General features: G+C 62.7%; 12 protein-coding genes and 1 pseudogene. 4 read left to right on the top strand and 9 right to left on the bottom strand.

Features of this window, described 5'->3' with window-relative positions:
- Nucleotides 1–173 precede the first annotated feature (173 nt).
- Complete coding sequence (locus tag MUN80_RS15730) at nucleotides 174–3,269, bottom strand: rhamnogalacturonan lyase family protein (protein WP_244714401.1); 3,096 nt, start codon at nucleotides 3,267–3,269, stop codon at nucleotides 174–176.
- Nucleotides 3,270–3,585: 316 nt separating this feature from the next.
- Between MUN80_RS15730 and MUN80_RS15725 the strand changes: the two genes are divergently transcribed.
- The 4 genes from MUN80_RS15725 (at nucleotide 3,586) to MUN80_RS15710 (ending at nucleotide 10,255) form a co-directional block, all read left to right on the top strand.
- Nucleotides 3,586–4,932: a rhamnogalacturonan acetylesterase gene (locus tag MUN80_RS15725; protein WP_244714399.1), complete on the top strand. Its 1,347-nt coding sequence runs from the start codon at nucleotides 3,586–3,588 to the stop codon at nucleotides 4,930–4,932.
- A 154-nt stretch (nucleotides 4,933–5,086) separates the two neighbouring features.
- Nucleotides 5,087–6,112, top strand: a complete 1,026-nt coding sequence (locus MUN80_RS15720) for a glycoside hydrolase family protein (RefSeq protein WP_244714398.1) — start codon at nucleotides 5,087–5,089, stop codon at nucleotides 6,110–6,112.
- 103 nt (nucleotides 6,113–6,215) lie between these two features.
- Complete coding sequence (locus MUN80_RS15715) at nucleotides 6,216–7,184, top strand: glycoside hydrolase family 43 protein (protein WP_244714397.1); 969 nt, start codon at nucleotides 6,216–6,218, stop codon at nucleotides 7,182–7,184.
- A 176-nt stretch (nucleotides 7,185–7,360) separates the two neighbouring features.
- On the top strand, nucleotides 7,361–10,255 hold the full coding sequence (locus MUN80_RS15710; RefSeq protein WP_244714395.1) for a glycoside hydrolase family 2 protein: 2,895 nt from the start codon (nucleotides 7,361–7,363) through the stop codon (nucleotides 10,253–10,255).
- Between the two features lie 100 nt (nucleotides 10,256–10,355).
- Here the strand turns inward: MUN80_RS15710 and MUN80_RS15705 are convergent, their stop codons facing one another.
- The 8 genes and pseudogenes from MUN80_RS15705 to MUN80_RS15665 all read right to left on the bottom strand — a co-directional run bounded on the left by MUN80_RS15705 (nucleotide 10,356) and on the right by MUN80_RS15665 (nucleotide 23,086).
- A complete protein-coding gene (locus MUN80_RS15705; protein WP_244714393.1) occupies nucleotides 10,356–13,283 on the bottom strand; it encodes a bpX3 domain-containing protein in 2,928 nt (975 codons plus the stop codon).
- A gap of 3 nt (nucleotides 13,284–13,286) precedes the next feature.
- Nucleotides 13,287–15,803, bottom strand: a complete 2,517-nt coding sequence (locus tag MUN80_RS15700) for a hypothetical protein (protein WP_244714392.1) — start codon at nucleotides 15,801–15,803, stop codon at nucleotides 13,287–13,289.
- On the bottom strand, nucleotides 15,796–16,539 hold the full coding sequence (locus MUN80_RS15695) for a hypothetical protein (RefSeq protein WP_244714391.1): 744 nt from the start codon (nucleotides 16,537–16,539) through the stop codon (nucleotides 15,796–15,798). The genes MUN80_RS15700 and MUN80_RS15695 overlap by 8 nt, the downstream gene beginning before the upstream one ends.
- Complete coding sequence (locus MUN80_RS15690) at nucleotides 16,515–17,654, bottom strand: AAA family ATPase (protein WP_244714389.1); 1,140 nt, start codon at nucleotides 17,652–17,654, stop codon at nucleotides 16,515–16,517. The genes MUN80_RS15695 and MUN80_RS15690 overlap by 25 nt, the downstream gene beginning before the upstream one ends.
- Nucleotides 17,644–18,294 (bottom strand): conflict system bpX4 domain-containing protein, encoded by a 651-nt coding sequence (locus MUN80_RS15685; protein ID WP_244714387.1) that lies wholly within the window; start codon nucleotides 18,292–18,294, stop codon nucleotides 17,644–17,646. Before MUN80_RS15685 ends, MUN80_RS15690 begins: the two co-directional genes overlap by 11 nt.
- Nucleotides 18,295–18,526: 232 nt before the next feature.
- Nucleotides 18,527–19,108 (bottom strand): hypothetical protein, encoded by a 582-nt coding sequence (locus tag MUN80_RS15680; RefSeq protein ID WP_244714386.1) that lies wholly within the window; start codon nucleotides 19,106–19,108, stop codon nucleotides 18,527–18,529.
- Nucleotides 19,109–19,413: 305 nt separating this feature from the next.
- Nucleotides 19,414–21,224 (bottom strand): annotated as a pseudogene (locus MUN80_RS15670) (rhamnogalacturonan lyase).
- A gap of 353 nt (nucleotides 21,225–21,577) precedes the next feature.
- Nucleotides 21,578–23,086 carry a RagB/SusD family nutrient uptake outer membrane protein gene (locus MUN80_RS15665; protein ID WP_244714382.1) on the bottom strand — a complete coding sequence of 503 codons (1,509 nt, stop codon included), beginning with the start codon at nucleotides 23,084–23,086 and terminating at the stop codon, nucleotides 21,578–21,580.
- Nucleotides 23,087–23,106: the final 20 nt, after the last annotated feature.

Raw genomic sequence — 23,106 nt, 5'->3', positions numbered from 1 at the left:
ACACTAAAGCGCATTTCCTAATACTGCTTACCATATTTAGTAAACAATCTTAAAGAATGTGCTTTAGTGTATATCTGCTAGAATAATAGTATGCGGGTGTCAGTAATAACGGCAACCCAGAGGAGCACTTGCGTATCTTAGCCTGCGAACCAGCCGTTTTTCGCTCAATAGGGCTATTTCTCGATTATCAGCTTCTGGGTCTGGATTTGGCTGCCCAGCAATAGGCGGCAGGTGTAGAAGCCGGCGGGTAGAGTTTTGCTGTCGAGGGTGAGTTGGTAGAGCTGGCCGGCCGTGGCGGGCTCGTCGTAGAGCGTGGCTACCACCTGGCCCAGGGCGTTGAGGACCTGCACGCGGGCGGTAGTGGATTGCGGGCTGCGGAAGCTGATGGTAGTACGCTCAGCAAAGGGATTGGGGTAGGCCTCGAAAGCAGCAAAGCCCGAGGCAGCGGTACGGGCTTCGGTGGCGGGGTCGGTGGCGCAGGTAGCCAGTTGGTCCTGGTGGTTGGTCAGGTGGGCGGCCACGGCGTTGCTATCGACGCAGAGCAGCTTTCCGTTGTGGCAGATGAGCACCTTGTCGTTTTTGTTGCCGCAGCGGGCATCCACCACTTTCAGCGTAACCGAGGCCGTGGCCGTGCAGCCGTACTCGTTGGTTACCGTCACGGTGTAAACGTACGAGCCGGGCGCGGCGGCGGTAAATACCGGGGCGGCCACCGAGGCGTCGCTCAGGCCGGCAGCGGGGCTCCAATGGTAGCGCAGGCCACCCGAAGCCGTCAGCGTTGCACTTTGCGGCCCGTAGCCCAGGTAGAGCGTCGTGGGCACTCCACCAGTGTACACGGCATTGGCGGGCGCCATGGCAATGGCCGCCGTGGGCAAGCTACCAAGCACCGTAACGGTAGCAGCTGCCGATGCAGAGTTGCCGTTTTTGTCGGTTACGGTTAGGATTACGGGGTTAGTGCCCAGATTGGCGCAGGTAAACACGGCCGGGCTTACTGCCCGGGAGGCAATACCGTAGGCGTCGGAAGAGCCGTTGTCGACGTCGGGGCCGCTGATGCGGGCCTGGCCGGTGGCGTCGAGAGTTACGGTAATATCCTGGGCCAGAGCCACTGGCGGCACGTTATCCACGGTCGTAAACGACCAGACTTCCCCGACCACGGTTTCCCCGTCCTGCACTTCATCCCCGTCGTAGAGGGCATCCACGCGCCAGTAGTATTGCTTCAGCTCGGCCTGGGCGGCCAGCAGCAGGCTGGTTTCGGTGGTGGTGGCTACCAATTCCAGCTCCTGCGCCGACGCGCCCACAAAGACGTTGTAGCGGCTCGCCGAGCCGTTCCAGCGCAGGGCCAGGTTTTCGGGCTGGGTAGCGGCATCGGCATTAGCCGGAGCCACGTTGGTAGCGCTGCTGCCCAAGCGCGTCGTGCTGCCCCCAACCAGGGTAATGCTGGGCGTGGGCGGCGGAGCCATGTCGCCGCCGAGGTAGTAGCTGGGGTGCGGGGGCTGGTTGTAGGCCGAGTTCTGCAAAGCTATCTGCGTGCGGTACTGCGCATCGTGCATCAGCGTGGGCAGGCGGTAGGTGGTCGGAATGGTAGTGGTCAGAACAATCAGGCTTTGGTTGTCGAGGCTGCGGCTGATGACTTCCTCCCGCCAGTCGCCGAGGATGTCGGCCGAGACGCCGGGGTTGCGCTTGGTTGTGTTGTTATAAGCCATGTTAAAGGGCTCGGCATAAATCGAGGCAAGGCGGGTAACTGAACTGGTAGCCGGGTTCCACTTATCGATTTTGTCGCCGTCGAGCAGTTCGCGCTGCAGGTCGCCGTCCCACCACAGCCCGAAGTTGATGCTGGGCCGGGAAGTGCTGAGTTGCTGGCCGGTGCAGCTATAGACGCCGCCGGTAGAGCCCCACAGCTCGGCGCCTTTATAGCGCGGGTCAATGTCGGCGGCCATGGCCCGGCCGACGTCGCCGGTGGTAGGCACGCCGAAGATGAGCTGACCGGTGCGGGCATCGCGCAGCTGCAGGCCTTTGCCGGCGTATTTGGCCGGCTCTTCCTGGCACTGCCACACTTCCTGCCCGGGCCGGTCGGGGCTCAGGTCGCCCATGTGCAGGGCGTCGCCGTGGCCAGCCCCGCTGCTGAACAGGCCCCGGCCGTTGTCGTCGATGGTGCTGGCCCCGTTGCAGACCTCGTCCTTGCCGTCGCCGTCCACGTCGCCCACGGTGAGCTGGTGGTTGCCCTGCCCGGCATAGGCCGAGTTGCCGGAGGTGTTGCTATCAAACGTCCAGCGCTGGGTGAGCTGGCCGCCGCGCCAGTCCCAGGCCACGCGCACCAGGCGGGTGTAGTAGCCCCGGCCCATCACCAGGCTGGGCCGCTGCCCGTCGAGGTAGGCAATGGCCGACACGAACCGGTCGACGCGGTTGCCGTAGTTGTCGCCCCAGCTGCTGACCGTGCCGCGGGCGGGCAGGTAGTTGGTGGTGGCCATGGCTGCGCCGGTTTGGCCGTTGAACACGGTCAGGAACTCGGGACCCGAGAGGATGTAGCCCGAGGAGTTGCGGTAGTCGGCCGTGGTGCTGCCGATAACGGCGCCGCGCCCATCCACGGTGCCGTCGGCGGTTTTCACTGCTACTTCGGCCTTGCCGTCACTGTCCAGATCATACACCATCAGCTGGGTATAATGGGCTCCGGCGCGGATGTTGCGGCCCAAATCAATGCGCCACAGCCGGGTGCCGCTGAGCTTGTAGGCGTCGAGGTACACGTTGCCGGTGTAACCGCTCTGGGAGTTGTCCTTGGCGTTGCTAGGGTCCCATTTCACGACGATTTCATAGTCGCCGTCGCCGTCGAGGTCGGCCACGGAGCAGTCGTTGGCCGAGTAGGTGTAGGCCTCACCCGCGGGCGTGGTCCCGCCGGCCGGAAGCTGGAGCGGAATCTTTAGAAACTGCTGGGCCCGGGTGGGCGTGGTAGCCGAGCCGGCCTGCTCTACCCCATTGAGTACCGCCCGCACGCTGTAAGTGGCGTCGGTAGAGGTATTATCGACGAAGTTGGTGGAGTTGGTAATCGGTACCGAGTTGGCCTTGGTGCTGCCGCGGTACACGTTGAAGCTGATGCCGGCCGGGTCGTTGCCGAACAGGCGCCAGCCCACGTACACCTGGCTGGAGCTGGTGCGCACGGCCACTACGCCGCGGTTGAGCTTTTCGAGAAACTTCTGGGCCTGGGCGGGCAGCGTGAGCATGAGCCACGTGAGGCACAGCAGCCAGACCTTGCGGCCGGGAGGTAAGGTTGTTTTCATGGTAGGAATTTTGGTAAGTGGAAAAGGTCGGCGCGGGGCCGCAGCCCACAGGCTGGCAGCAGATCGAAAGTCCTGAATTCCAAGCGGGCAGGTGTCCTGCACTATCCTGCTAGGGGCTGATTATTTCCAGGGGCCGCGTTGCAGCGCATTGTAGCGCGAACAGTGTAGTTTGCGTACCGGAACAACGGGTATTGCGCGGGGCACACGAACTACACAGTTCGCGCTACTGGCGCTATTGAGCGGGCATGACAGTACAGGTGTGCTAGGGCCGGGGCAGCGGCTACTTTTAGCTCCTTTCGTTGCCAACCCCGCCCGCATGACGCCCACCCTTTTCCCCACCGCTTTGCTGGCCGCCGGCCTACTTGCCCACGGCGCTGCGGCCCAGCCGGCTACCTCCGCCCAGCCCCAGCCGACGACGTTTAAATTCGACTTTGGCAGCGGCGCTGCGGCCCCGGGCTACACTGCTGTGGGCGCAGCGGCTTACTCACCCACGCTGGGCTACGGCTTCGACTTTGGCACGACCGTGACGGCCGTGGACCGGGGCGGCAAGGACGCACTGCGCGCCGACTTCGTGACCAGCCAGCAGCCGTTTTACTTTTCCGTGAACCTACCCGAGGGCAACTACACCGTCACCGTGACGCTGGGCGACGCCAAGGGCGCTTCCAGTACCATGCTCAAGGCCGAGTCCAGAAGGCTGCTGCTGGAAACGACGACCACCCGGCCCGGACAGTTCGTTACCCAGACCTTCACGCTCAACGTGAAAAGTCCGCGCATCAACGCCGCCGAATCAGTCAGCCTCAAGCCCCGGGAGCTGGATAAGCTCGATTGGGACGACAAGCTGACGCTGGAATTCAACGGCCCGAGTCCCTGCCTGGCGGCCCTGGAAATCGTGCCGGCTCCGCGGGCTACCACCGTGTTTCTGGCCGGTAATTCCACCGTCGTGAATCAGGATGATGAGCCCTGGGCGGCCTGGGGGCAGATGCTGCCGCGGTTTCTGGGGCCTGGGGCGGCCGTGGCCAACCACGCCGAGTCGGGTCTGACGCTGGGCTCGTTTCTGAGCTCGAAACGCCTGCAGAAGGTGCTGAGCGTGCTACGGCCCGGCGACTACCTTTTCATCGAGTTTGGGCACAACGACCAGAAAGACAAGGGCTCAACCGACGGGGCCTGGAAATCCTACACTGAGCGGCTGCGCCTGTTTGTGCGCGAAACCAAGCAGCAAGGCGGCATCCCGGTGATTCTGACTTCCACCAGCCGCCGCACCTTTAGCCCCACTGGCAAGATTGAAAACAGCCTGGGCGACTTTCCCGCCGCCGCCCGCCAAGTGGCCCAGCAGGAGCAGGTAGCTTTGATTGACCTCACCGCCATGACCACCATACTTTATGAAGCTATGGGCCCGGAAGCGTCGATTAAGGCCTTCGTGCACTACCCGGCCGGTAGCTACCCCGGCCAAGTGCAGCCCCTGGCCGACAACACCCACTTCAACCCCTACGGGGCCTACGAAATTGCCCGCTGCGTGGTGGAAGGCATCAAGGCCAACCAGCTGGGCCTGGCTAAGTACCTGCGCGACACGCCCGCCTTCAATCCCGCCCGACCCGACCCGCTCACCGCCTGGCAGTGGTTTGACAGCCCCCGCAGCGCCGTCGCCAAGCCCGACGGGAATTAGGGCTGCTGGGCTGCTCAAGCGCCCTTCTGGCTTGCCACTAGCTCCATCGGCAGTGTAGGGTTGCATCGTTGCCGAAATCCGGAAGCCTACAGGTCGGGGTAGGATTCCACCGACTTCAGAACCCTCAACCCTACACCGTTTATTAGTTTCTAGTATGAAATATCTCCTGTTTTTATTCCTGCTACTGCCCTCTGTTTACACCCCAGCCCAAACCCAGCCGGCCGGCAAGCTCGCGCCCAAGCCCCTGTTCCGGGACCCGGTGTACGACGGGGCCGCCGACCCGGTCGTTATCTGGAACAAGCAGGAGCAGAAATGGTGGATGTTTTACACCAACCGCCGCGCCACCGATACTACCGCCCGGGGCGTCACCTGGGTGCACGGCACCCGCATCGGCATTGCCGAATCCGGGGACGGTGGGGCCACCTGGCGCTACCGCGATACGGCCAATATTGGCTACCGTCCCACCCCGCTCTACACCCACTGGGCCCCGGACGTGGTGGAAAGCAAGGGCGTGTACCACATGTTTCTGACCTACGTGCCGGGCGTGTTTACCGACTGGAACCACCCCCGCAGCATCCTGCACCTGACCAGCCCGGACTTGCTAAACTGGAAGTATGAGTCGGCACTGGCCCTGGCTACGGATAAGGTTATCGACGCCAGCGTGCTGCAATTGCCCGACGGTACCTGGCGCCTGTGGTACAACAACGAGCGGGACGGCAAGAGCATCTACTACGCCGACAGCCCCGACCTCACCCACTGGCAGGACCACGGCAAAGCCCTGGCCGAGCGCGGCGAAGGCCCGAAAGTGTTCCGCTGGCACAACCAGTACTGGATGCTACTCGACAAGTGGCAGGGCCTGGCCGTGTACCGCTCCCCCGACCTCAAGACCTGGACGGCCCAGCCCGAGCGGCTGCTGGAAAAGCCCGGCCAGGGCCCCGAGGACCAGGCCATCGGCGGCCACTGCGACGTGGTGGTGCGCGGCGGCCGGGCCTACCTGTTCTATTTTACCCACCCCGGCCGCACCCAGGGCACACCGTCGGCCGCCAGCAGCATTGCCGCCAAACGCAGCCTGATTCAGGTGGTGGAGCTGCATTACGCCGACGGCAAACTCACCTGCAACCGCGACGAGCCCACCTTTGTGGACCTAGACGCGGGCAGCAAGCGGAACCGGAAGAAGTGAGCCACAACAGCTGTTCAATACGTCCGTCATGTCGAGCCAGGCGAGACATCTTGTGCGCTGACATTACGCCGCCAAACTCCTTTCTTCCTCATAACGAGCCATAATGCCGCTCCCACTCAAAACGTTGGTTGTTACAGCTGTTCTAGCCGTTACTTGCCTCCTGACCGCTCCGACGGCCCACACCCAGCAAGTACCCCAAGGCCAGGCGCTGGTATTTGCCTACTTCAAAGGCAACAGCAAGGATGGTCTGCACCTGGCCTACAGCCGCGACGGCTACCACTGGAAGGCCCTGAAAAACGACAGCTCCTTCCTCAAGCCCGCCGTGGCCCACGACCGCCTCATGCGCGACCCCTGCATTCTGCGCGGCCCCGACGGCCGGTTTCACATGGTCTGGACCGTGAGCTGGAACGACAAAGGCATCGGCTACGCCTCCTCGCCGGATTTGGTACACTGGTCGGAGCAGCAGTTTGTGCCCGTGATGCAGCCCGAGGCCGGGGCGCGCAACTGCTGGGCCCCGGAAATCAACTACGACCCCCAAACCAGGCAGTACGTCATCTATTGGGCTAGCACCATCACCGGACGCTTTCCCGAAACCCAGGCCCAGGGCGAGAGCAGCTACAACCACCGCATCTACTATACCACCACTCAGGATTTCAAAACCTACGCCCCGGCCCGCCTGCTCTACGAGCCTGGCTTCAACGTCATTGATGCCAGCATCCAGCCCTATAAGAAGGGTTACGTGATGTTCCTCAAAGACGAAACCGTGGAGCCCAAACCGCAGAAAAACCTGCGCCTGGCTTACGCCAAGCTCCTGACCGGGCCCTACGAGCAGCTTTCTGCCCCCATCACCGGCGACTACTGGGCCGAAGGCCCCACGGCCGTGCGCCTGGGCCAGGACTGGCTGGTGTACTTCGATAAGTACCGCCTGCACCGCTACGGGGCCGTCCGCTCCCGGGACCTGAAAACCTGGACCGACGTCTCGGACCAGATCCAGCTGCCGGCCGGCCTGCGCCACGGCACCATCCTGCCCATTTCGGAAAAGGAATTGCAGGTGCTGCTGAAGGTGAATTAGTTGTTCGTTGCTCGTTGTCCGTTGTTGGGAGCAGACAGCAGCACGACCTGGCAACGGACAACGGACAACTAAAAAGACAGGAAACTACAGGACGCTCCGCAACCGGCGTTGCGCTAGGTTAGCGTTTGGTAGCCCGGCTGCCCTTCTCCGAACCCTTCCCACTTTTCTCTTCCCTTATGGGCCTTTCTACTACTTTCCGTAAGCTTGCCCGCTGCCTGCTGGTTGGCGCGGCGCTGCTTAGCACCTTGCCGGCCGCCGCCCAGACCGGCCCGCACAAGCAGGTGCAGTACTTGTCAGGGCGCGACAACAAGCCGACTGTGCAATGGGATTTTTACTGCACCGGGGGGCGAAAAAGCGGATTCTGGACCAAAATTGCGGTACCGTCCTGCTGGGAGCAGCAAGGTTTCGGCAGCTACAACTACGGCCGTGATTACAAAACCTACGGCAAGAACTTCCGCTTCGCCGACGAGCAGGGCCAATACAAGCACCAGTTCACCGTGCCCGCTGGCTGGCAGAATAAGCAGGTATTCATCGTCTTCGAAGGCTCGATGACCGATACCGAGGTACGCGTCAACGGGCAGAGTGCCGGCCCGATTCACCAGGGCGCGTTCTACGAATTCAAGTACGACATTACCGACAAGCTCAAGCCCGCGGGCCAGAGTAATTTGCTGGAGGTCACAGTGAGTAAGATGTCGGCCGAGCAGTCCGTCAACAACGCCGAGCGCCTGGCCGACTACTGGGTGTTCGGGGGCATTTTTCGGCCGGTGTATATTGAAGCCTACCCCCGGCAGTTCATCTCCCATACTTCCATCGACGCCAAGGCCAACGGCTCGTTTGGCATGCAGGTCTTCGTGCGCAATGCTCCGGCCGGAACCCAGGTCCAGGCCGACATTCTGGACGCTACGGGCCAGGTCGTCGGCACGGCCAGCGCGGCCCTGAATCCCAAAGATACCGTTGTGACGCTGCGCACTTCCGTGAGCAAGCCCCGGCTCTGGACCTCGGAAACTCCGAATCTGTACCGGGTGCGCACGAGTTTGAAGCAGGACGCGAATACGCTCTACCAGACCACCGACAAGTTCGGGTTTCGCACCATCGAGGTGCGGCGCGGGCAGGGAATTTACGTCAACGGCACCCAGGTCAAGATGAAGGGCATCAACCGCCACAGCTGGTGGCCCGAAACCGGCCGCACCCTCAACGACTCCATCCAGCTCTCCGACGTGCGCCTGCTGAAGGAAATGAACATGAATGCCGTGCGCATGTCGCACTACCCGCCCGACGTGAAGTTTCTGGACCTCTGCGACTCGCTGGGCCTTTACGTGCTCGACGAGCTGGCCGGCTGGCAAAAGGCCTACAGCACCAGGGCCGGCGAAAAGCTGGTCAAGGAAATGGTGATTCGCGACGCCAACCACCCGAGCATCATCTTCTGGAGCAACGGCAACGAGGGCGGCACCAACAAAGAGCTCGACGACAACTACGCCCAATTTGACTTCTCCCGCCGGCCCGTCATTCACGCCCACCACCGCCCCGGCAACCAGCACAGCGGCATCGACTGCAACCACTACGAGAACTACTACAGCACCCAGAAAATCCTCTCCGACTCGCTTATCTACATGCCCACCGAATTCCTGCACTGTCAGGACGACGGCGGCGGGGCCGTGGGCCTCTCCGACTTCTGGGAGCTGCACTGGAAGTCGCAGCGCTCGGGCGGGGGCTTTCTGTGGGCCCTAGTGGATGAAGGCATCGTGCGCACCGACCAGCGCAATATCATCGACGTGAACGGGGTTAACGCGCCCGACGGCGTGGTGGGGCCCCACCGCGAAAAGGAAGGCAGCTTCTACGCCATCCGCGAAATTTTCTCCCCCATCAAAATTGACCTTAAAGAGCTACCAAGCAAGTTCAACGGCACGGTAGAAGTCGAGAACCGCTACCATTTCAACAACCTACAGCAGTGCTTTTTCCAGTGGGAGCTGGTCAACTACCGCAAGCCCACCGACCCGTTTGCCGGCTCCATTCCGGGCAAGAAAAGTCGGATTAAAAGCCCCGAGGCCAAGCCCCTGGCCAAGGGCAAGCTCAAGTTGAATTTGCCCAAGGGCTGGCAGAGCTACGACGCGCTGGTTCTCTCGGCTTTCGACCCGCAGAAAAACCTGGTCTATAAGTGGACCTGGAAAACGGGCGGCAACCCGAAAGTGCTCGACGGGGTGGTGGCCTTGACCACGGCCCAGAAAAGCCCGGTGGAAGTAACCGACGCCGATTCGTTGCTAACCCTGAAGGCCAGCAACATTACTGTTACTTTCAACAAAACGAACGGCAAAATCACCGGCGTGAAGGGCAACAATGGCGACAAGCTTTCCTTCGCCAATGGTCCGGTACTGGTCAGCGGCACGGCCACCTTTACCGGCCTGACCCACCGCCCCGAGGCCGACGGCGAAGTAGTAGACGTGACCTACAGCGGCGACCTGAAGGCCGTGCGCTATAAGATGCACGGCTCGGGCTGGCTCCAAATGGACTACGAATACACCCTGCCCACTGGCGACTATGCCTTCAGCGGGCTGAGCTTTACCTACCCCGAAAACTACGTGCTAGGTGCCAAGTGGCTGGGTAAAGGCCCCTACCGGGTCTGGAAAAACCGCCTGCAGGGCGTGGGGAACAACGTCTGGGAAAATGCCTACAACAACACCCAGACCGGGGCCGCCCCCTGGATTTACCCCGAATTCAAGGGCTACTTTGCCGACATTGCCTGGCTGGAGATGAACACCGTGGAAGGCAAATTCCTCGTAGCCTCCCCCAATAAGGGCCTCTACGTCCGCCTGTTCGACTTCTACGGCCTGTCGGGCGTGAAGCCCTCCCCGGGCCTGCCCCTGGGCAACCTGTCTTTCCTGGATGCCATTCCGCCCCTGGGCACCAAGCTGGCTTTGAACATTGACGCCAACACCAAAAACCTGGGCCCCCAGAGCGAGCTAAACCACCTCAGCGGCAGCACCAAGCGCACGTTGTACTTCTACTTCGGTTTGCAGCAAACCACGGCCAAGCCCCAGCCCTACACGGCTCCAGTCAAGGACGACTTGTTTTAGAGCGTTACCAGTAACCCAGAGTTCCCCGGCCTGAAGTCATAGCCCGGCAGCCGTTGAACTGGCCCGAACAACTCCACGCCGGGGAATTTCGCGTTAGGGCTTATCCCTCGCCTAATGGGTACAGCGTGACTTTGCCCGACTCTTCGAGCAAGGCAAACTGCTTACGGTCGGCCGTGGGCAGGGCGGCCAGGAAGCCCCCCGTGCTTTCGAAGCTGCGCACCAGACGCGGGCCTTCGGGGACTAAGTGGTAGAGCTCCGCCGCCTGCTCATCAACTACCGCCACGTGCTCGGGGCCCACGAAGCGCAGGTCCATGTTGGCGGCACAGGTGGTTTCCAGTTCCGGGTCAGGCTCCTGGTCGTAGGGTTCCCCGGGCGCGAGGGGGTTCCAGATCCGGAGTCCATGTTGCGTGGATATTGCCACCTGCAGCCGGGCCGAGTAGGGCGAACGAGCCAGCTGCACCACAACGCTACTGAGTTCGTAGGCCAGATAAGGGCCCAGTTCTTCCAGAATGACCAGCCACTGATTCCAGTAGGAATAATACCGGCCGGCCTCCTCAAACAACTCGCAGGGCCACCCCCGCTCCACGGCCACGAATGAGGGCGCTATTTCCGTCAGGTCGTAGGTTTGAGCTTTGGGAAACGGGCTCGTGCTGGTCAATGCCTGCACCTTACCGCCTTCCTGCAAACTCATGGTAATAATGTTGCCATTAGGCAACAGTGCTAGTCGGGTGGGCCATTCGGGCAGCCAGGGCGGGCACTCCACAGTCAGGCTTTGAGCAAAGTACTTGTTTTTGGACAACACCTTGGTATCCAGGATTACCCCGCGGGATGGGCGCACCAGAATGCGGGTACTGTACCGCTCATCCGCCACCAGCACCACGCGCAGGCCGGGGTCAATGGGGCTGGGCCAGGAGTAGTATTCCACGTTGCCGTACCAGTTGCAGCGGGCCAGATGAAGCTGGTTGCCGCGCTGGCCGATGACCACCCACTGCATACCGTGGCTGGTGGCCGTGAGCCAGGTAATGGTGGCGTCCAGCTGAAAGCTGGCCGGAGAGGTCGGGAGTGCGTCGCGCAGGTGCTTTTGCCGGCCCGTGGCGTAGCGGCTCACATCGGCGGCCAGCAGACGGTCGGTGGGCAGGAAATGGCGCAGCAAAGCCAGCGGGGCGGTATTGCCGGCCGCGGCTTCAGCACTCACCACTTCGTAGGCCACGTCCCGGGACGTAGCCAGCAGTTCCGCATTGGGGTGCTGCTCATTGACGGCGGCCAGCACCTGGAGCAGAGCCACACGCCGCTTAGCGGGCGTATGCCGCTGGTAGACAAAGTTTACCTGGGAACATAGATCAGGCTCCGATTCTGCCGCAGCCAGGGTGAAATACTGCTTCAGACAGTTTTCCGCCTGTCGGGAGTCAGCCCAGCCATCAAGCAGGATTTTCTGCGCCAGCGCAGTGTACCCTAATTTGTCGTTGAGAATCCGGGCCGCGTCGAGGTGGTCCTGGTTGCCGAGTTGCACTTCTACGCTCCGCTCGTAGTGGCGGGCGGCTAGTTCAGGTTGGTCCAGCTGCTGGTACAAGTCGCCGGCTTTTTCGTGCTGCTGCAACTCGTCGTAGAGCGCCACGGCTTCGAGCAGCAGACCGCCGTTTTCGAGGCACTGGGCCGCCGCGGGCAGGTTTTTGAGGTGGTCTTTGTACAGCGCCGCCGCTTCCCGGTACAAGCCCCCCTGCTCCAGGGCCTGGGCCGCAGCCAGAAAGTTGCCCAGCAAATGCGCGTGGATATACGCCGCTTTCTGGTAGCGTCCCGCCTGCGCTTCCTGTCGCGCCGCGGCCTCATAGCGCTGCTGCAAATCGAAGCGGTAGTCGTTCAGGTTCCAGCTGTCGACGCCCCGCCCCCCGCCCAGGTTATTCAGGCTGAAGTTGGTAGAGCGTGGGCCCAGGCGGGCCGACGGCGGGGCGATACCCCGGTCGGCGTAGGGGCTGCCCAAGGGAATGGCATAGCGCAGGGCTTCTTCCGGGTTTTCGCCAAAGAGGCGCAGCAGGCGCTCAATCTCATTGTTGCGCTTCTGCTCCAGGTCTTTCAGGTTGCCGCCCAGCCACTGCTCCAGCTTTTGCAACACTCCAAAGCCAGCCCCGGAGCCTCCGGCGGACCCCGTACCGGAGCCCCTGCCCGGCCGCACTGGCTGGTACGTGGTGCCCGAATCGGCGCGGTCGGAAAAATGCTGAATGATACGGGCCAGCACCATACACAGCACCATGAACACCAGGCCCATGGCTTGTCCACCCTCACTGAATAGAAATTTCACTAGAACCAGCAACAGCCCCACTCCTATTGCTACCGCGGCAACTCCACCCAGCACCCGAAACGGCCGGGCGCCAAAAAAACCGCGCAGCACCTGCACAATGCTCAGCAGCCCGGTGAGCAGCCGGCGCTGCGCACTGTCGAGCAAGCGCCGCACAGCACCGGCTGGCGCCGGGCCGGGCAGCTGTTCCAGGGGCACAGTGCCTACTTCCTGCTGGATGGCCTGCACTACTTGCTCGGCCGTGGGCGCCAGCACCCGCACCTGGTGCAGGCGGGGCTTCGGCGGCTCCACGGCCAGGGCCATGCCCCAGTCGGTGGGCCGGGGCGGACCGCAGTCGAGCAGCGTAGCCAGGTCCAGCTCGTCGGTGTCGGCAAAGCCTACCAGGCCAATGCTGGGATGCAGCAGCTGCCGGGGCCAGAGCAGGGCCGCGCCTAGCTCCTGGGGCGTGGTGGCCGGCCACAGCCGGGCATGGGTGGGCACGTACAGGCGCCCAGCCACCACGCCGTAGGGTTCGAGCACATCGGCGGGCAGCGCAACGTCCTCGGCGGCCACTACCAAGAGTCCGGCCGGCTGCGGATGGTGAATAGACTCGGGCACCAGATAGCAGCGCAGCTGGGCGGCGGCTACTCCCCAACGACCCAGCTCACGCAGCCAGGCAGCCGGCTCGGAGCCGCGCAGGAAAGCCGCACAGATCGGGCGCTGAGCCCGTTCATCATAGTGGAGCGTGAGGCGCATAGCTTAAGTCAGGCGGGCAATAAAGCGGAGAAGATACCGGTCCACGAAGTCGGCCACGGACAGACTTTGTTTCAACTCAGAGCCGGTGAAGTATGAAGCGCCGCAGGTGGCGCCATCGGCAGCCCAGGCAGCGGCGGGCTGGCCCAGCACCAGCACCAGGGTTATTTCGGGAATGGTGCTATCCGAGCTGCGCAGGTGCAGCAGCCCGCGGGTGTCGACCACGGCCTCACTACCATCGGCCCACTGAAACCGACGGAACGTAAGTTGCGGGTTGTCCGGCTGCGGCTGCGTTTCCACCCGCTCGGCCCGGCAGCGCATAACGGAATTGGCATAGTACGTTTTAGCCGCCAGCACCAACTCCTGCCGGGCCGGCTCGTCGTGTATGACCAGCCGCACCTCGTACCCGTCCACCACCAGCTCATTGGCCGTATTAACGCCCAGCCTATCCACGCGGTGCAGCACCGAGTAGCCGTTATTGATATAGCGCTTCACATGGCCAAAGTCCGGTTTGGAGCCGGCCGCCGGCAGCTTGAGCGGGCGCGGCCAGGCGTGGTGCATCTCCCGGCGGCGGCAGTCAAACAGCAGCTTACGCCCGCCGCAGAGCACGTAGTAGCACCCGTTCTCAAACCCGACCTGCGTCGGCTCCTGCCCGGGGTCCAGCTCGTCGGACAAGTCGACCATGTCAATTTCCGGAGCAATAGCGGCAGCCGTAAACGACGTGGTAGCAAAAAAATAAACGCGCAGCACATCAGCCCCACTTACCAGCAGATAAATGCAGGACTTGTGGTCGGTGGCATACGTGTGGTCGGCGCCAAAATGGTAGCTCCCAGCTTCCATAACGGGCAGCAGCTCCCGGGCGCCGTAGCTGCGACTACGCCAGTAGAGTACCCGGCGGGTATCGGTGACGACCACCACGCCCAAGGCCGGATGGTAAAAGGTATTGCGCACGGACACCCGTACGCCTACCGTCGGAAAAAATAGCGGGGCGGGCTCTTGCAGCAAAAAGGCGGGCGTAAAGCCATCCAGTACCCGCGCCGGCAGCGGGCGGCGGGGCATACGGGGCCCTAGCGCAAACAGCAGCTCCTCCAAATCGAAACGACTGGTACTAAGCAGCGTGCGGTGCCCATTCTGGTACTCGTGCAGCTGCAATTCCCCGTCCCGACTCACCGTCAGCAGAAAGCGTAGCGTGGTTTTCTGCTCGGCAAGAACAGCTACGAACTCGGGCTCGTGCAGCAGCTCGGCTTGGGTAATAAGCAGCCCGTCGGTGGCCGCATCGGCAGCCGATGCCGCCTGCTCCTGGGCAAAGTGCCGCAGGGCCGTCCCGGCGTGTAGGGCCACATCCAGCCGCCCCATCGTCTCGATTACGCCCTCCAGCGAGGTGAGGTCCACGGGCTCGGCGAGTTGCCCACCCAGGGCGTAGGCCAGCACCGGCGCGGGCGGGTGGCCGTGGGCCGAGTTGCGGGCCCAAGCCAGGGCAGCGGCCAAAGCAAATACCTTCGGCACGCCCCACAGGCGCAGAGTGGTATCGAGCAGAATGACGCGGGGCCGGACCTCATGCGTCGGTGGAGCTTCCCGCCGCAAGTATAGTGCCTCGTTGTTAATCAGGCGGGCCGTCAGCGTCAGGTCGTCGTGGGCCAGCTCGCTGAGTAAAAGCCGGTCGAAGTTGCCCCGGTTGGTAACGTCGGAGATGCCGCCCAGGGGCTGCTCACTGGCCGCGCGGGTGTGTAGCGGAATCCGCAGGGCGGCTACCAGCCGCTGGGTAAGCCGGGCCAGCCCCGCCGTGCGCACGTCCCGGGCCAGCTCGTCGAGCAGGTCGGTGGGCTCATCGGGCGGAGTTTCCGGCAACTCGGGCAACGGCTCGGGCACCCGGTCTTGTCCGGTGCGCAGGCGCAAGGCGAGCAGGTCGGTGCTGGGAAAGCGCTGGAAAGCGCGGTCCAGACACAGCAGGTCAGCCAGGAAATAGTCGTTGGTAGCCACCGCCGCCGGAGCTTGCAGAGCGGCATCGAGGCGGCCACTGCACCATTCATCCACGCTCTGCTGACTTCTGACCTGCTGCAGGTTCAGCACGACGGCCAATGAAGCCGGGCCTGTCTTGCGGTTGGGTTCCTGCAATACTTCCCGAAACAAGTGCAGTTTGGGCGGGCCGGTACGCAGTTCCCGCGGCAGAGCATGCACCAGATTCAGAAACCGGATGGTCTGGTTCAGGTAAAACTCCCGCTCATCAGCGGCCCCTGGCTGCATCAGAAATCTGGCCGTAGCCTGCAGCACACCCAGCGCCCTAGCGCCCGGCCAGGCGTCGGAGCAGGAGGCCAGCAGCAACAGGACCGCACCCAACGGCGGTAATCCCTCGGGGGCCAATGCGGAAAGAACGGCCTGCAGCTCCTCGCGGTAGCAGATTGTTCCCCCATTTTGCCACTCCACAACTTCCCCGCCCTCGGCCCAGTGCCAGAAGTAGCTCTTGGGAGCCTGAAAGTATTGCAGCGCCTGCTGGGTAGCCAAGGAAGGGGACGCGCTACGCATGGCTGAAGCTCTGAGCCGTTCGGCGTACGGCGCTACGGGTAGCGGGCACTAGGTTGGAAGTCAAAACTTGCTCCCAGCGGCCATTGGAAACAAAAACCACGAGGGAATCAGCGGCGGGATTCAGGCGGCGGGCCAGCAAAGGAGCCAGCAGTGGCGCCTCAAAATCGAAGCCGGCCGGCAGCAGCATGCCTTCCTGGAGCCAGTACTCCTGCCCGGCCAGCGGCGGCAGAGGCGCACCCAGCACCAGTACCCGCTCATCTTCCGCAACGGCGAAACGCAGGTGGCGCAGCCGGATTTCGGGGGCCGTTTCAACGTAGGCCAGCCAGGCCGCCAGCGTCGTGAGTAAGGCGCTACCCGCCACTGCCCGGGCCGAGGGCACCAGGCGCACCCGGTAGCGCAGGCGGGCCTGGCCAGGCAGCGCGGCCGTGGGCAGCTCCAGCGGCACAAACTCCTGAATAGGCAGCCACGCCAGGTCCGGCAGATGGGCCGTGGGCGTCAGCTGACCAGTGGCAAACAGCCGGTTCTGCGCATCCAGGGCATACGCGGCTGCAGCGGGCAGCCTGCGCGCCGCCGCCGGCAGCTCCCCGGTAGCGGGCAGGCCGCGCACCCACAGTTGCCCGGCCGCTTCGGCTACGCGCAGGCCAGGCACGGTGCGCACATAGCCCAGAACCGCCCGGTCGGCGCTGGCCAATACGAGTACACGCTCCGTCATCATGCCTGCAGCACTTTCTGCCATAGTGCGTCCAGAGGCTCCTGCACGTAGCTGCGCTGCACCTCGTTGGGTAGCCACTGGGTACGGCCGTGCAGGTAGCGCAGCTGGTCCTTGATAACGGTACGCTCGGCCAGGGTGGTTTCGGGCTGGTCCCACTGGGCCGTCAGGGCCTGGACTTCACTCATAATAGCATCGGCGTTGGGTGCTTCGGCGCCGGCGGCGCGCGGGTGCTGGCCAGGCTGCTCATCGGCCTGCACCACAGCATCGACAATGCCAGCAATGATTTCGCGCTGCTCGTCGGTGTCCCAGATGTAGCGCAGCACCCACATATCCGACGTAATCACGGCCGTGCGCTGGCAGAGCAGGGCGCTGGCTGCCAGCAGCCGCTGCAGCTTCACCGCCCGCCGGTCGGACACGGCCACGCCGGCCAGGCGCAGCTTGCTGACCAGTTCCACGTACTGGGCCCGCACCGGCTGCACATCAATGGTGGAAATAGCTGCCTGCAACTGGAGCACCTCGGCGGCCGTGATGGTAGGCGCCGCCGCTTCATTTTTTCGCTCTAGGTTCCAGCCCGCCTCAAGCACGGCGGCCAGGGCGTCGGGGGCCACGTAGTCGCAGTGCACGCGCACCAGAAATCGGTCGAAGAGGGCTTGCAGGGCCTCGTCTTCGGGCAGGTGGTTGCTGGCCGCCACCATCAGCAGGGCGGGCAGAGCGCGGGTTTCGCGGCCCCGTCGGAACACCCGCTCGTTGAGCACCATTAGCAAGCTATTAAGAATGGCGCTGTTGGCATTCAGCAGTTCATCCAGAAAGATGAGGTTGGCTTCGGGCAGCATGCCTTCGGTGTTGGTTACCAGGTCGCCCTCGCGCAGCTTGCGGATGTCGAAGGGACCAAACAGCTCGTTGGGCTCGGTGAAGCGGGTGAGCAGGTATTCGAAGGTTTTGCCTTCCAGGCACTGGGCCAGGGCCCGCACCAGGGCGCTTTTGGCTGTGCCGGGCGGCCCCAGCAAAAACAGGTTTTCGCGCCCTACCAGGCACAGGCTCATCAAGTCAATGATGTCGTCCTTGCCCACGAAAGTGGTTTTGAGGTGGCGGGTTACATGGTTGAGTTTTTCCACCAGCGGCCCAATCTCAGTCAGCATGTTTTCCATCAGTCGGTAAAAGAGTAAAGGCCTGAAAATCGGGCCAGAGCGTGGCCGCGTGGCCACCCAGCGCCGCCTGCACCAGGGGCCGCAGGTGCTCCTGCCCCGCCCGCCGCCGGTCCTGGGCCCGGATGATGCGGTCCACGTATTCCTGGCGCAGGGCCGGGTGGACCAGCACCCGGGCTTCGGCTTCCGGATCAGGCATTTCCGAGCTTACAAACGACAAGGGCCACTGCCGGGCCAGAGCTTGCAGGCGGGCCACCAGTGCGTCGCCGGGCGCCAGGCCTTTGGCCAGGCGCAGCAAGTCGGGCAAGTAGCGCAGCATAAGGTCGGCCGAATACAGAACTTCGGGGGTGAGGTCGGCCGTGAAATCCGCCAGGGCCTGGGCAATAACGGCCTCGTCCAGCTCGCGCACCAACGTCAGCTGAATCGTGTAGTAGAGCAACCTGGCCGCCCAGAGCGCCGCCGGGGCGTCGAACGCCGGAGCCGAATGGGGCATTTGCTGGGCATCCTCGGCGTGGTATGTTTGCAGCAAGTCGGTAGCGGCCAGCAGATCATCGGGCACAAAAGGCGTGGGTCGGCCCGTCAGGGTAATGCTGCCTGTGGTTAGCAGGTCTTGTAAAAAACTGGTGATCAGCATGATACGCAAACAAGGACAACCCAACCGCCATTCGACATCAGGCCCTGATCTAAATGGCTCCTAAAGTATTCTATTTCCGGCGTAGTCAGGCAACCAGCAGGCTCTGGGTCGTGAAATAAGCCACACGCCGGCCGGATAAACAGGCCAGCCAGAGGTGCAAAGCCCAAAAAAGCTGCTGGCTCCGGAGCCAGCAGCTTTGTCGATGGAGTAGCCGGGCAACTTGCCAGGGCTGCTACGGTTGGGGCTTCACTTTCAGATCCGTAAAGCTGCCGCTGAGCGTAATGTCGCACTTGGTGTCGATAGAAAATTCCAGCGGGTCAGTTTGTCCGGGGGCCTGTACCTCGTAGGTACCACTGATGAGCTGGCGCTTGGTATCATAGGCCGTGATGGTCACGTGGCCGGTCAGCGTTTGAGTAAAGTCGCTGAAACGGAAAATGCGGTAGCCATCGGTATGGTAGGAATAAGACACGAATACGGGGTCAGCCGGCCGCGCCCGGCACCTGAGCGGGTAAACGCCTTTCCAGTCGGGCTTGAGCTGGGCCCGCTCGATTTCAAAATGAGGCATGTCGGCCTTGGCCTCAAAATCCAGGGCCAGCACTGTCGGATGCAACTGGGCTTTGCCAGTAATATCTTGGTTGGGATGGATAACGGCCGCTGCACCGTTGGTCGCCGGGTAGTAGAAATAATGACTCAAGGCATAGGTAGGCGCCGGGTCCGGCGTGGGGGCCGGCTCCTCGTTTTTATCGGAGCAGGACGTGAGCAGGCTGGCCGTCGTCAGGGCTAGCAGAAACAGGGAGCGGGTAAAGATTGGCATAGAAAAAAATAAGAAGTAAAAGACCTTTGGTTCAATGGTAGCGGTATTTCCAAGGACTGTACCAAACCAGTCTCAATCAGCTCACCGCACGGCCTTCGACCAGACTTCTTTTGGTAGTTTATTCCACTTTTCAGCAGATTAACTACCAGATTTTCAACACTTAGCTCAACTCACTAAAAAAGTTCCAAAAACAATCCTTGCTATACCGGATCCAAGGTGGACTTCTCCCCCATTAGCAGTTTGTACCGCTCGGCCTGCGGGTAGCGGCCAGCCCCCAGCTGCCCTATGCATCAACCTCCCAGCGCTTACTTTAGCACCTGTGCATTCGGCAGCTTCATGCCCTGGCCCAGATAATACCCGGGGTGGGGCGGCTGGTTATAGCCCACATTTTCGCGGGCCACGCCCAGGCGGTAGGCCCGGTCCTGCATGAGCGTCACGAAGCGGTGCTCGGTGGGAACGGTAGTGGTAACAAGCAGTAGGGCATCGTTGGTCGCCGTGCGCCACACCACTTCCTCGCGCCAGTCGCCGAGCAGGTCGGCCGAAAGGCAGGGTGTAGCCTTGCTCCCGTTGCAGGAAGCCGCACCCAGGAGTTTGCCATCCAGCAGCGTGGTCATTTGGGCCGACTGGTAAGCCCACTTATATACCGCCGGGCCGTCCAGCAACTCGCGTTGCAGGTCGCCGTCCCACCACAGCCCGAAATTGACGGCGCGCGGGGCCGGCCCTATTTTCTCGCCTCGGCACGAGAGCAGCCCCAGTTCCGGGCTGCTGGCCCACAGCTCAGCGCCGGGGTAGCGCGGGTCAATGTCGGCGGCCATGCCCGGCCCACGTCCTGGCCAGGCAGCTCAGCCAGCAGGAGGGTGCCGGTGCCGGCAGCGTAGAGCGCCGCGCCGGGGCCGTTTTCGTGGCCGGGCACCTTGTCCTCGTTTTCGTGCACGCCCCAGGCTTCCAGGCCCGGCGTAACGGGGTCCAGGTCCGACACGTGCAGGGCGTCGCCGTGGCGCAGGCCGGTGCTGAACAAGCCCCGGCCGTCGTCGTCGACCACCATAGCCCCGTACACGATTTCGTCGCGGCCGTCAGCGTCCACGTCGTTCACGCTCAAGCCGTGGTTGCCCATACCCGAAAACGGGTTTTTATCGTCTCTCGAGTCGAATAGCCAGCGCTGGGTGAGCTGGCCACCGCGCCAGTCCCAGGCGGCCAGCACGGTGCGGCCGTAGTAGCCGCGGCACATCACCAAGCTGGGGCGCTGCCCATCCAGGTAAGCCACAGCGGCCAGAAAACGGTCGGCGCGGTTGCCGTAGCGGTCATTGCCGCCATTGCCCCCGATACCACCCCAACCGTCGAGCGGGGCGCGGCCGGGCACATAGGCTGTGGTGGCCAGCGCGGCGCCGGTTTGTCCATTGAAAACGGTGAGGTATTCCGGCCCAGCCAGGATGCGGCCAAACTTACTGTCGCGGGCAGTAGCCACGGCCTCCCCGTCGGTGGGCACAGTGAGGGTGCGGTAGTCTTTGCCCGCGTCGCCAATGGTTTTGCCCTGCCCGTCCAGGGTGCCGTCGGCGGTTTTGCAGGCTACTTCGGCTTTGCCGTCACCGTCGAGGTCGTAAACCATAAACTGGGTGTAGTGCGCGCCAGCCCGGATATTGCAGCCCAGATTGATACGCCAGAGCTGGGTGCCGGCCAGGGTGTAGGCATCCAGCAGCACCGGCCCGGTGATGCCCGCCGAGCCATTGTCACGGGCGTTGCTGGGCTCCCACTTCAGCACGATTTCATACTGTCCGTCGCCGTCGAGGTCGGCTACCGAGGCGTCGTTGGCCGAGTAAGTGTAGCTGCTAACCTCACTCCCACTACTCACCGTCCCGCCCGCGGGTTGTTGGAGCGGGATGCGCAGAACGCTCTGGGCCCAAACGGCAGCTGTTGAGGGCTTGGTCTCTTTGGTGCCCGCTACCTCTACCGAATAGGCCACGGGCCGCGGGGCTTTGCCAGTGGGCCCCAGGTTATCCACCCAGTTGGTGCGCGAAGTAGCTTGGCCGGTGACTTTCTCCTTTTGACCGTTGCCGAGGTGGCGGTAGAGCGTGAACCGCACTGAGGCCGGGTCGGAGGCCAGCAGACGCCAGCTCACGAAGATTCGGCCGTCGGGCTGGGCCACGGCCACCACGCCCCGCCCCAGCCGCTCGGCCTGCACCGGCGGCGCGGCGGGCAGGTCGGGGCAGAATACTGTGGGCCCCACTCCCCGAATGCCAAAGTGCTAGTAGTCAGCAAGAGCCAGCAGGCACCGCGCCAAGCCGCGTGCCCCGGCTTGGATCTCAATAAGCTTATGACCGAAAAGGAACGATACGGGGTGAACATAGAGAGCAACAATAGGAAAGAAAACGGCCGAAAAGCTCATATCAGAGAATTCAGGGTAAAAAAGAAGCTGCCCCCAACTGAGGCAGCCTCTTTACTGCATGAAATGATGAATCGGCCTTGCCAAGCTTAGTTGTAACCGGGGTTTTGCTGCCAGAAGCCGGGATTGATGCGCAGCTCGGCCAGCGGAATCGGGAACAGCAAATCGGTTTCGGTCAGGGCCTGGGCGCGGGGCAGCTTGTTGTCGGTGATAAACTGGTTCATCACGGCCAGGGCGCGGCCGGTGCGCACCAAGTCGTGCCAGCGCAGGCCCTCGGCGGCAAACTCCCAGCGCCGCTCCCGCTCCAGGGCCAGGCGGAAGTTGACTTTACTCATGCTCGTGAGGGCGGGCACACCCGAGCGGGTCCGGATGCGGTTCACGTAAGTCAGAGCCTGGGCGGACACGTTGCCGCCGTCGGCTACTTCCTCGTTGAGCACTTCGGCCTGCATTAGCAGCACGTCTTCGAAGCGGATAACGGGGTAGTTGTTGGGGTAGTCGCGCTGGCCGGTGGGCGCCGTGGTGCCTTTTTCCAGAAACTTGGTGAACTGCACCCGGCCGGACTTGGCGTTGGTTTTGGTGTCGACGTAGCCCGAGTCGAGGGTGGCTTCCTTGCGCAAATCCTTTTTGGGCCAGCCCGCGCCCAGCAGGTTGGGATTTACGCCCGCATCGAGGCCGAAGGGCTGGAACGCCGACCACTGCGAGGGAAACTGAAACGCCTGATCCGACGGAATCTGGCTACCCAGGCCGCCGGTGCCGGAAATGTACTGGATTTCGAAGAGGTGAAACTTGTTGTCGTTGGCGGTCTGAAACAGGGCCTTAAACGAACTCGACATGGTGGGCACGCCGGCCTTGCCTTCCTGGGCAATGACGTCGGCCAGCTGCTGCTTGGCCAGCGGCAGGGCACTGGCTTGCTTGAGCGGATAGCCGTACATGGTCAGGTATACTCGGCCCAGCAGGGCTTTGGCCGCCCATTTGGTGGCCCGCCCCTTTTCGGTGGTGTAGGTGTCGGGCAGGTTTTCGGCGGCAAACTTCAGATCCTCCACGATGAAGCTATACACGTCGGCAATGGAGGCACGCGGAATCTGCTTGGCCTCGGTGGCCGTCACCACTTTGTCGACAATCGGGACCGGGCCCCAGAAGCGGACCAAGTCGAAGTAGGCCAACGCCCGCAGAAACCGCGCCTCGCCCTTGAATTGATTTACGCGGGCAAACGTGAAGGGCTGAATCTTTTCCTGGAGTAGGTTGGCCCGGTACACGGCCTCAAACAGGTCGGCCCAGGTGGCCTGAAACTGCCCGGTTTGGGAGGAAGCCAGGAAAAAATTGATGTCAGCGTAGTCGCGCTGGGCATTCAGGTTGGTGCTCACCACGATATTGTCGCCGCGCATCTCGGCCATGTTCCAGTAGGAATTGGTCGGAAACGACATGCAGCTGTTATAAATCGAAATGACGCCCTGGTTCACGTCCGACTCGTCCTTGTAGAAATCGGCGGTGCTGTTGCGGGCCTCGGGGCTGATATCGAGCTTGTCTTCGCAGGAAGCCAGCAGCAGGGTGCCCAGGCCAAGGAGTGCCGCGCAAGTGAGGTGTTTGAAAGTCTTCATCGTCTTCGGAGAGAAAAAGC

The organism is Hymenobacter cellulosivorans, from assembly GCF_022919135.1.
In the GTDB taxonomy this organism is placed as follows: Bacteria; Bacteroidota; Bacteroidia; order Cytophagales; family Hymenobacteraceae; genus Hymenobacter; species Hymenobacter cellulosivorans.
This window is presented reverse-complemented; position numbering and strand designations above follow the sequence as displayed.

Bases quoted from the DNA above. Each gene is read 5' to 3' on its own strand.
- MUN80_RS15725 (WP_244714399.1), top strand. From the start codon at position 3,586: ATGACGCCCACCCTTTTCCCCACCGCTTTGCTGGCCGCCGGCCTACTT.
- MUN80_RS15665 (WP_244714382.1), bottom strand. From the start codon at position 23,086: ATGAAGACTTTCAAACACCTCACTTGCGCGGCACTCCTTGGCCTGGGC.
- MUN80_RS15690 (WP_244714389.1), bottom strand. From the start codon at position 17,654: ATGCTGACTGAGATTGGGCCGCTGGTGGAAAAACTCAACCATGTAACC.
- MUN80_RS15720 (WP_244714398.1), top strand. From the start codon at position 5,087: ATGAAATATCTCCTGTTTTTATTCCTGCTACTGCCCTCTGTTTACACC.
- MUN80_RS15730 (WP_244714401.1), bottom strand. From the start codon at position 3,269: ATGAAAACAACCTTACCTCCCGGCCGCAAGGTCTGGCTGCTGTGCCTC.
- MUN80_RS15700 (WP_244714392.1), bottom strand. From the start codon at position 15,803: ATGCGTAGCGCGTCCCCTTCCTTGGCTACCCAGCAGGCGCTGCAATAC.
- MUN80_RS15715 (WP_244714397.1), top strand. From the start codon at position 6,216: ATGCCGCTCCCACTCAAAACGTTGGTTGTTACAGCTGTTCTAGCCGTT.
- MUN80_RS15695 (WP_244714391.1), bottom strand. From the start codon at position 16,539: ATGGCAGAAAGTGCTGCAGGCATGATGACGGAGCGTGTACTCGTATTG.
- MUN80_RS15680 (WP_244714386.1), bottom strand. From the start codon at position 19,108: ATGCCAATCTTTACCCGCTCCCTGTTTCTGCTAGCCCTGACGACGGCC.
- MUN80_RS15705 (WP_244714393.1), bottom strand. From the start codon at position 13,283: ATGCGCCTCACGCTCCACTATGATGAACGGGCTCAGCGCCCGATCTGT.
- MUN80_RS15710 (WP_244714395.1), top strand. From the start codon at position 7,361: ATGGGCCTTTCTACTACTTTCCGTAAGCTTGCCCGCTGCCTGCTGGTT.
- MUN80_RS15685 (WP_244714387.1), bottom strand. From the start codon at position 18,294: ATGCTGATCACCAGTTTTTTACAAGACCTGCTAACCACAGGCAGCATT.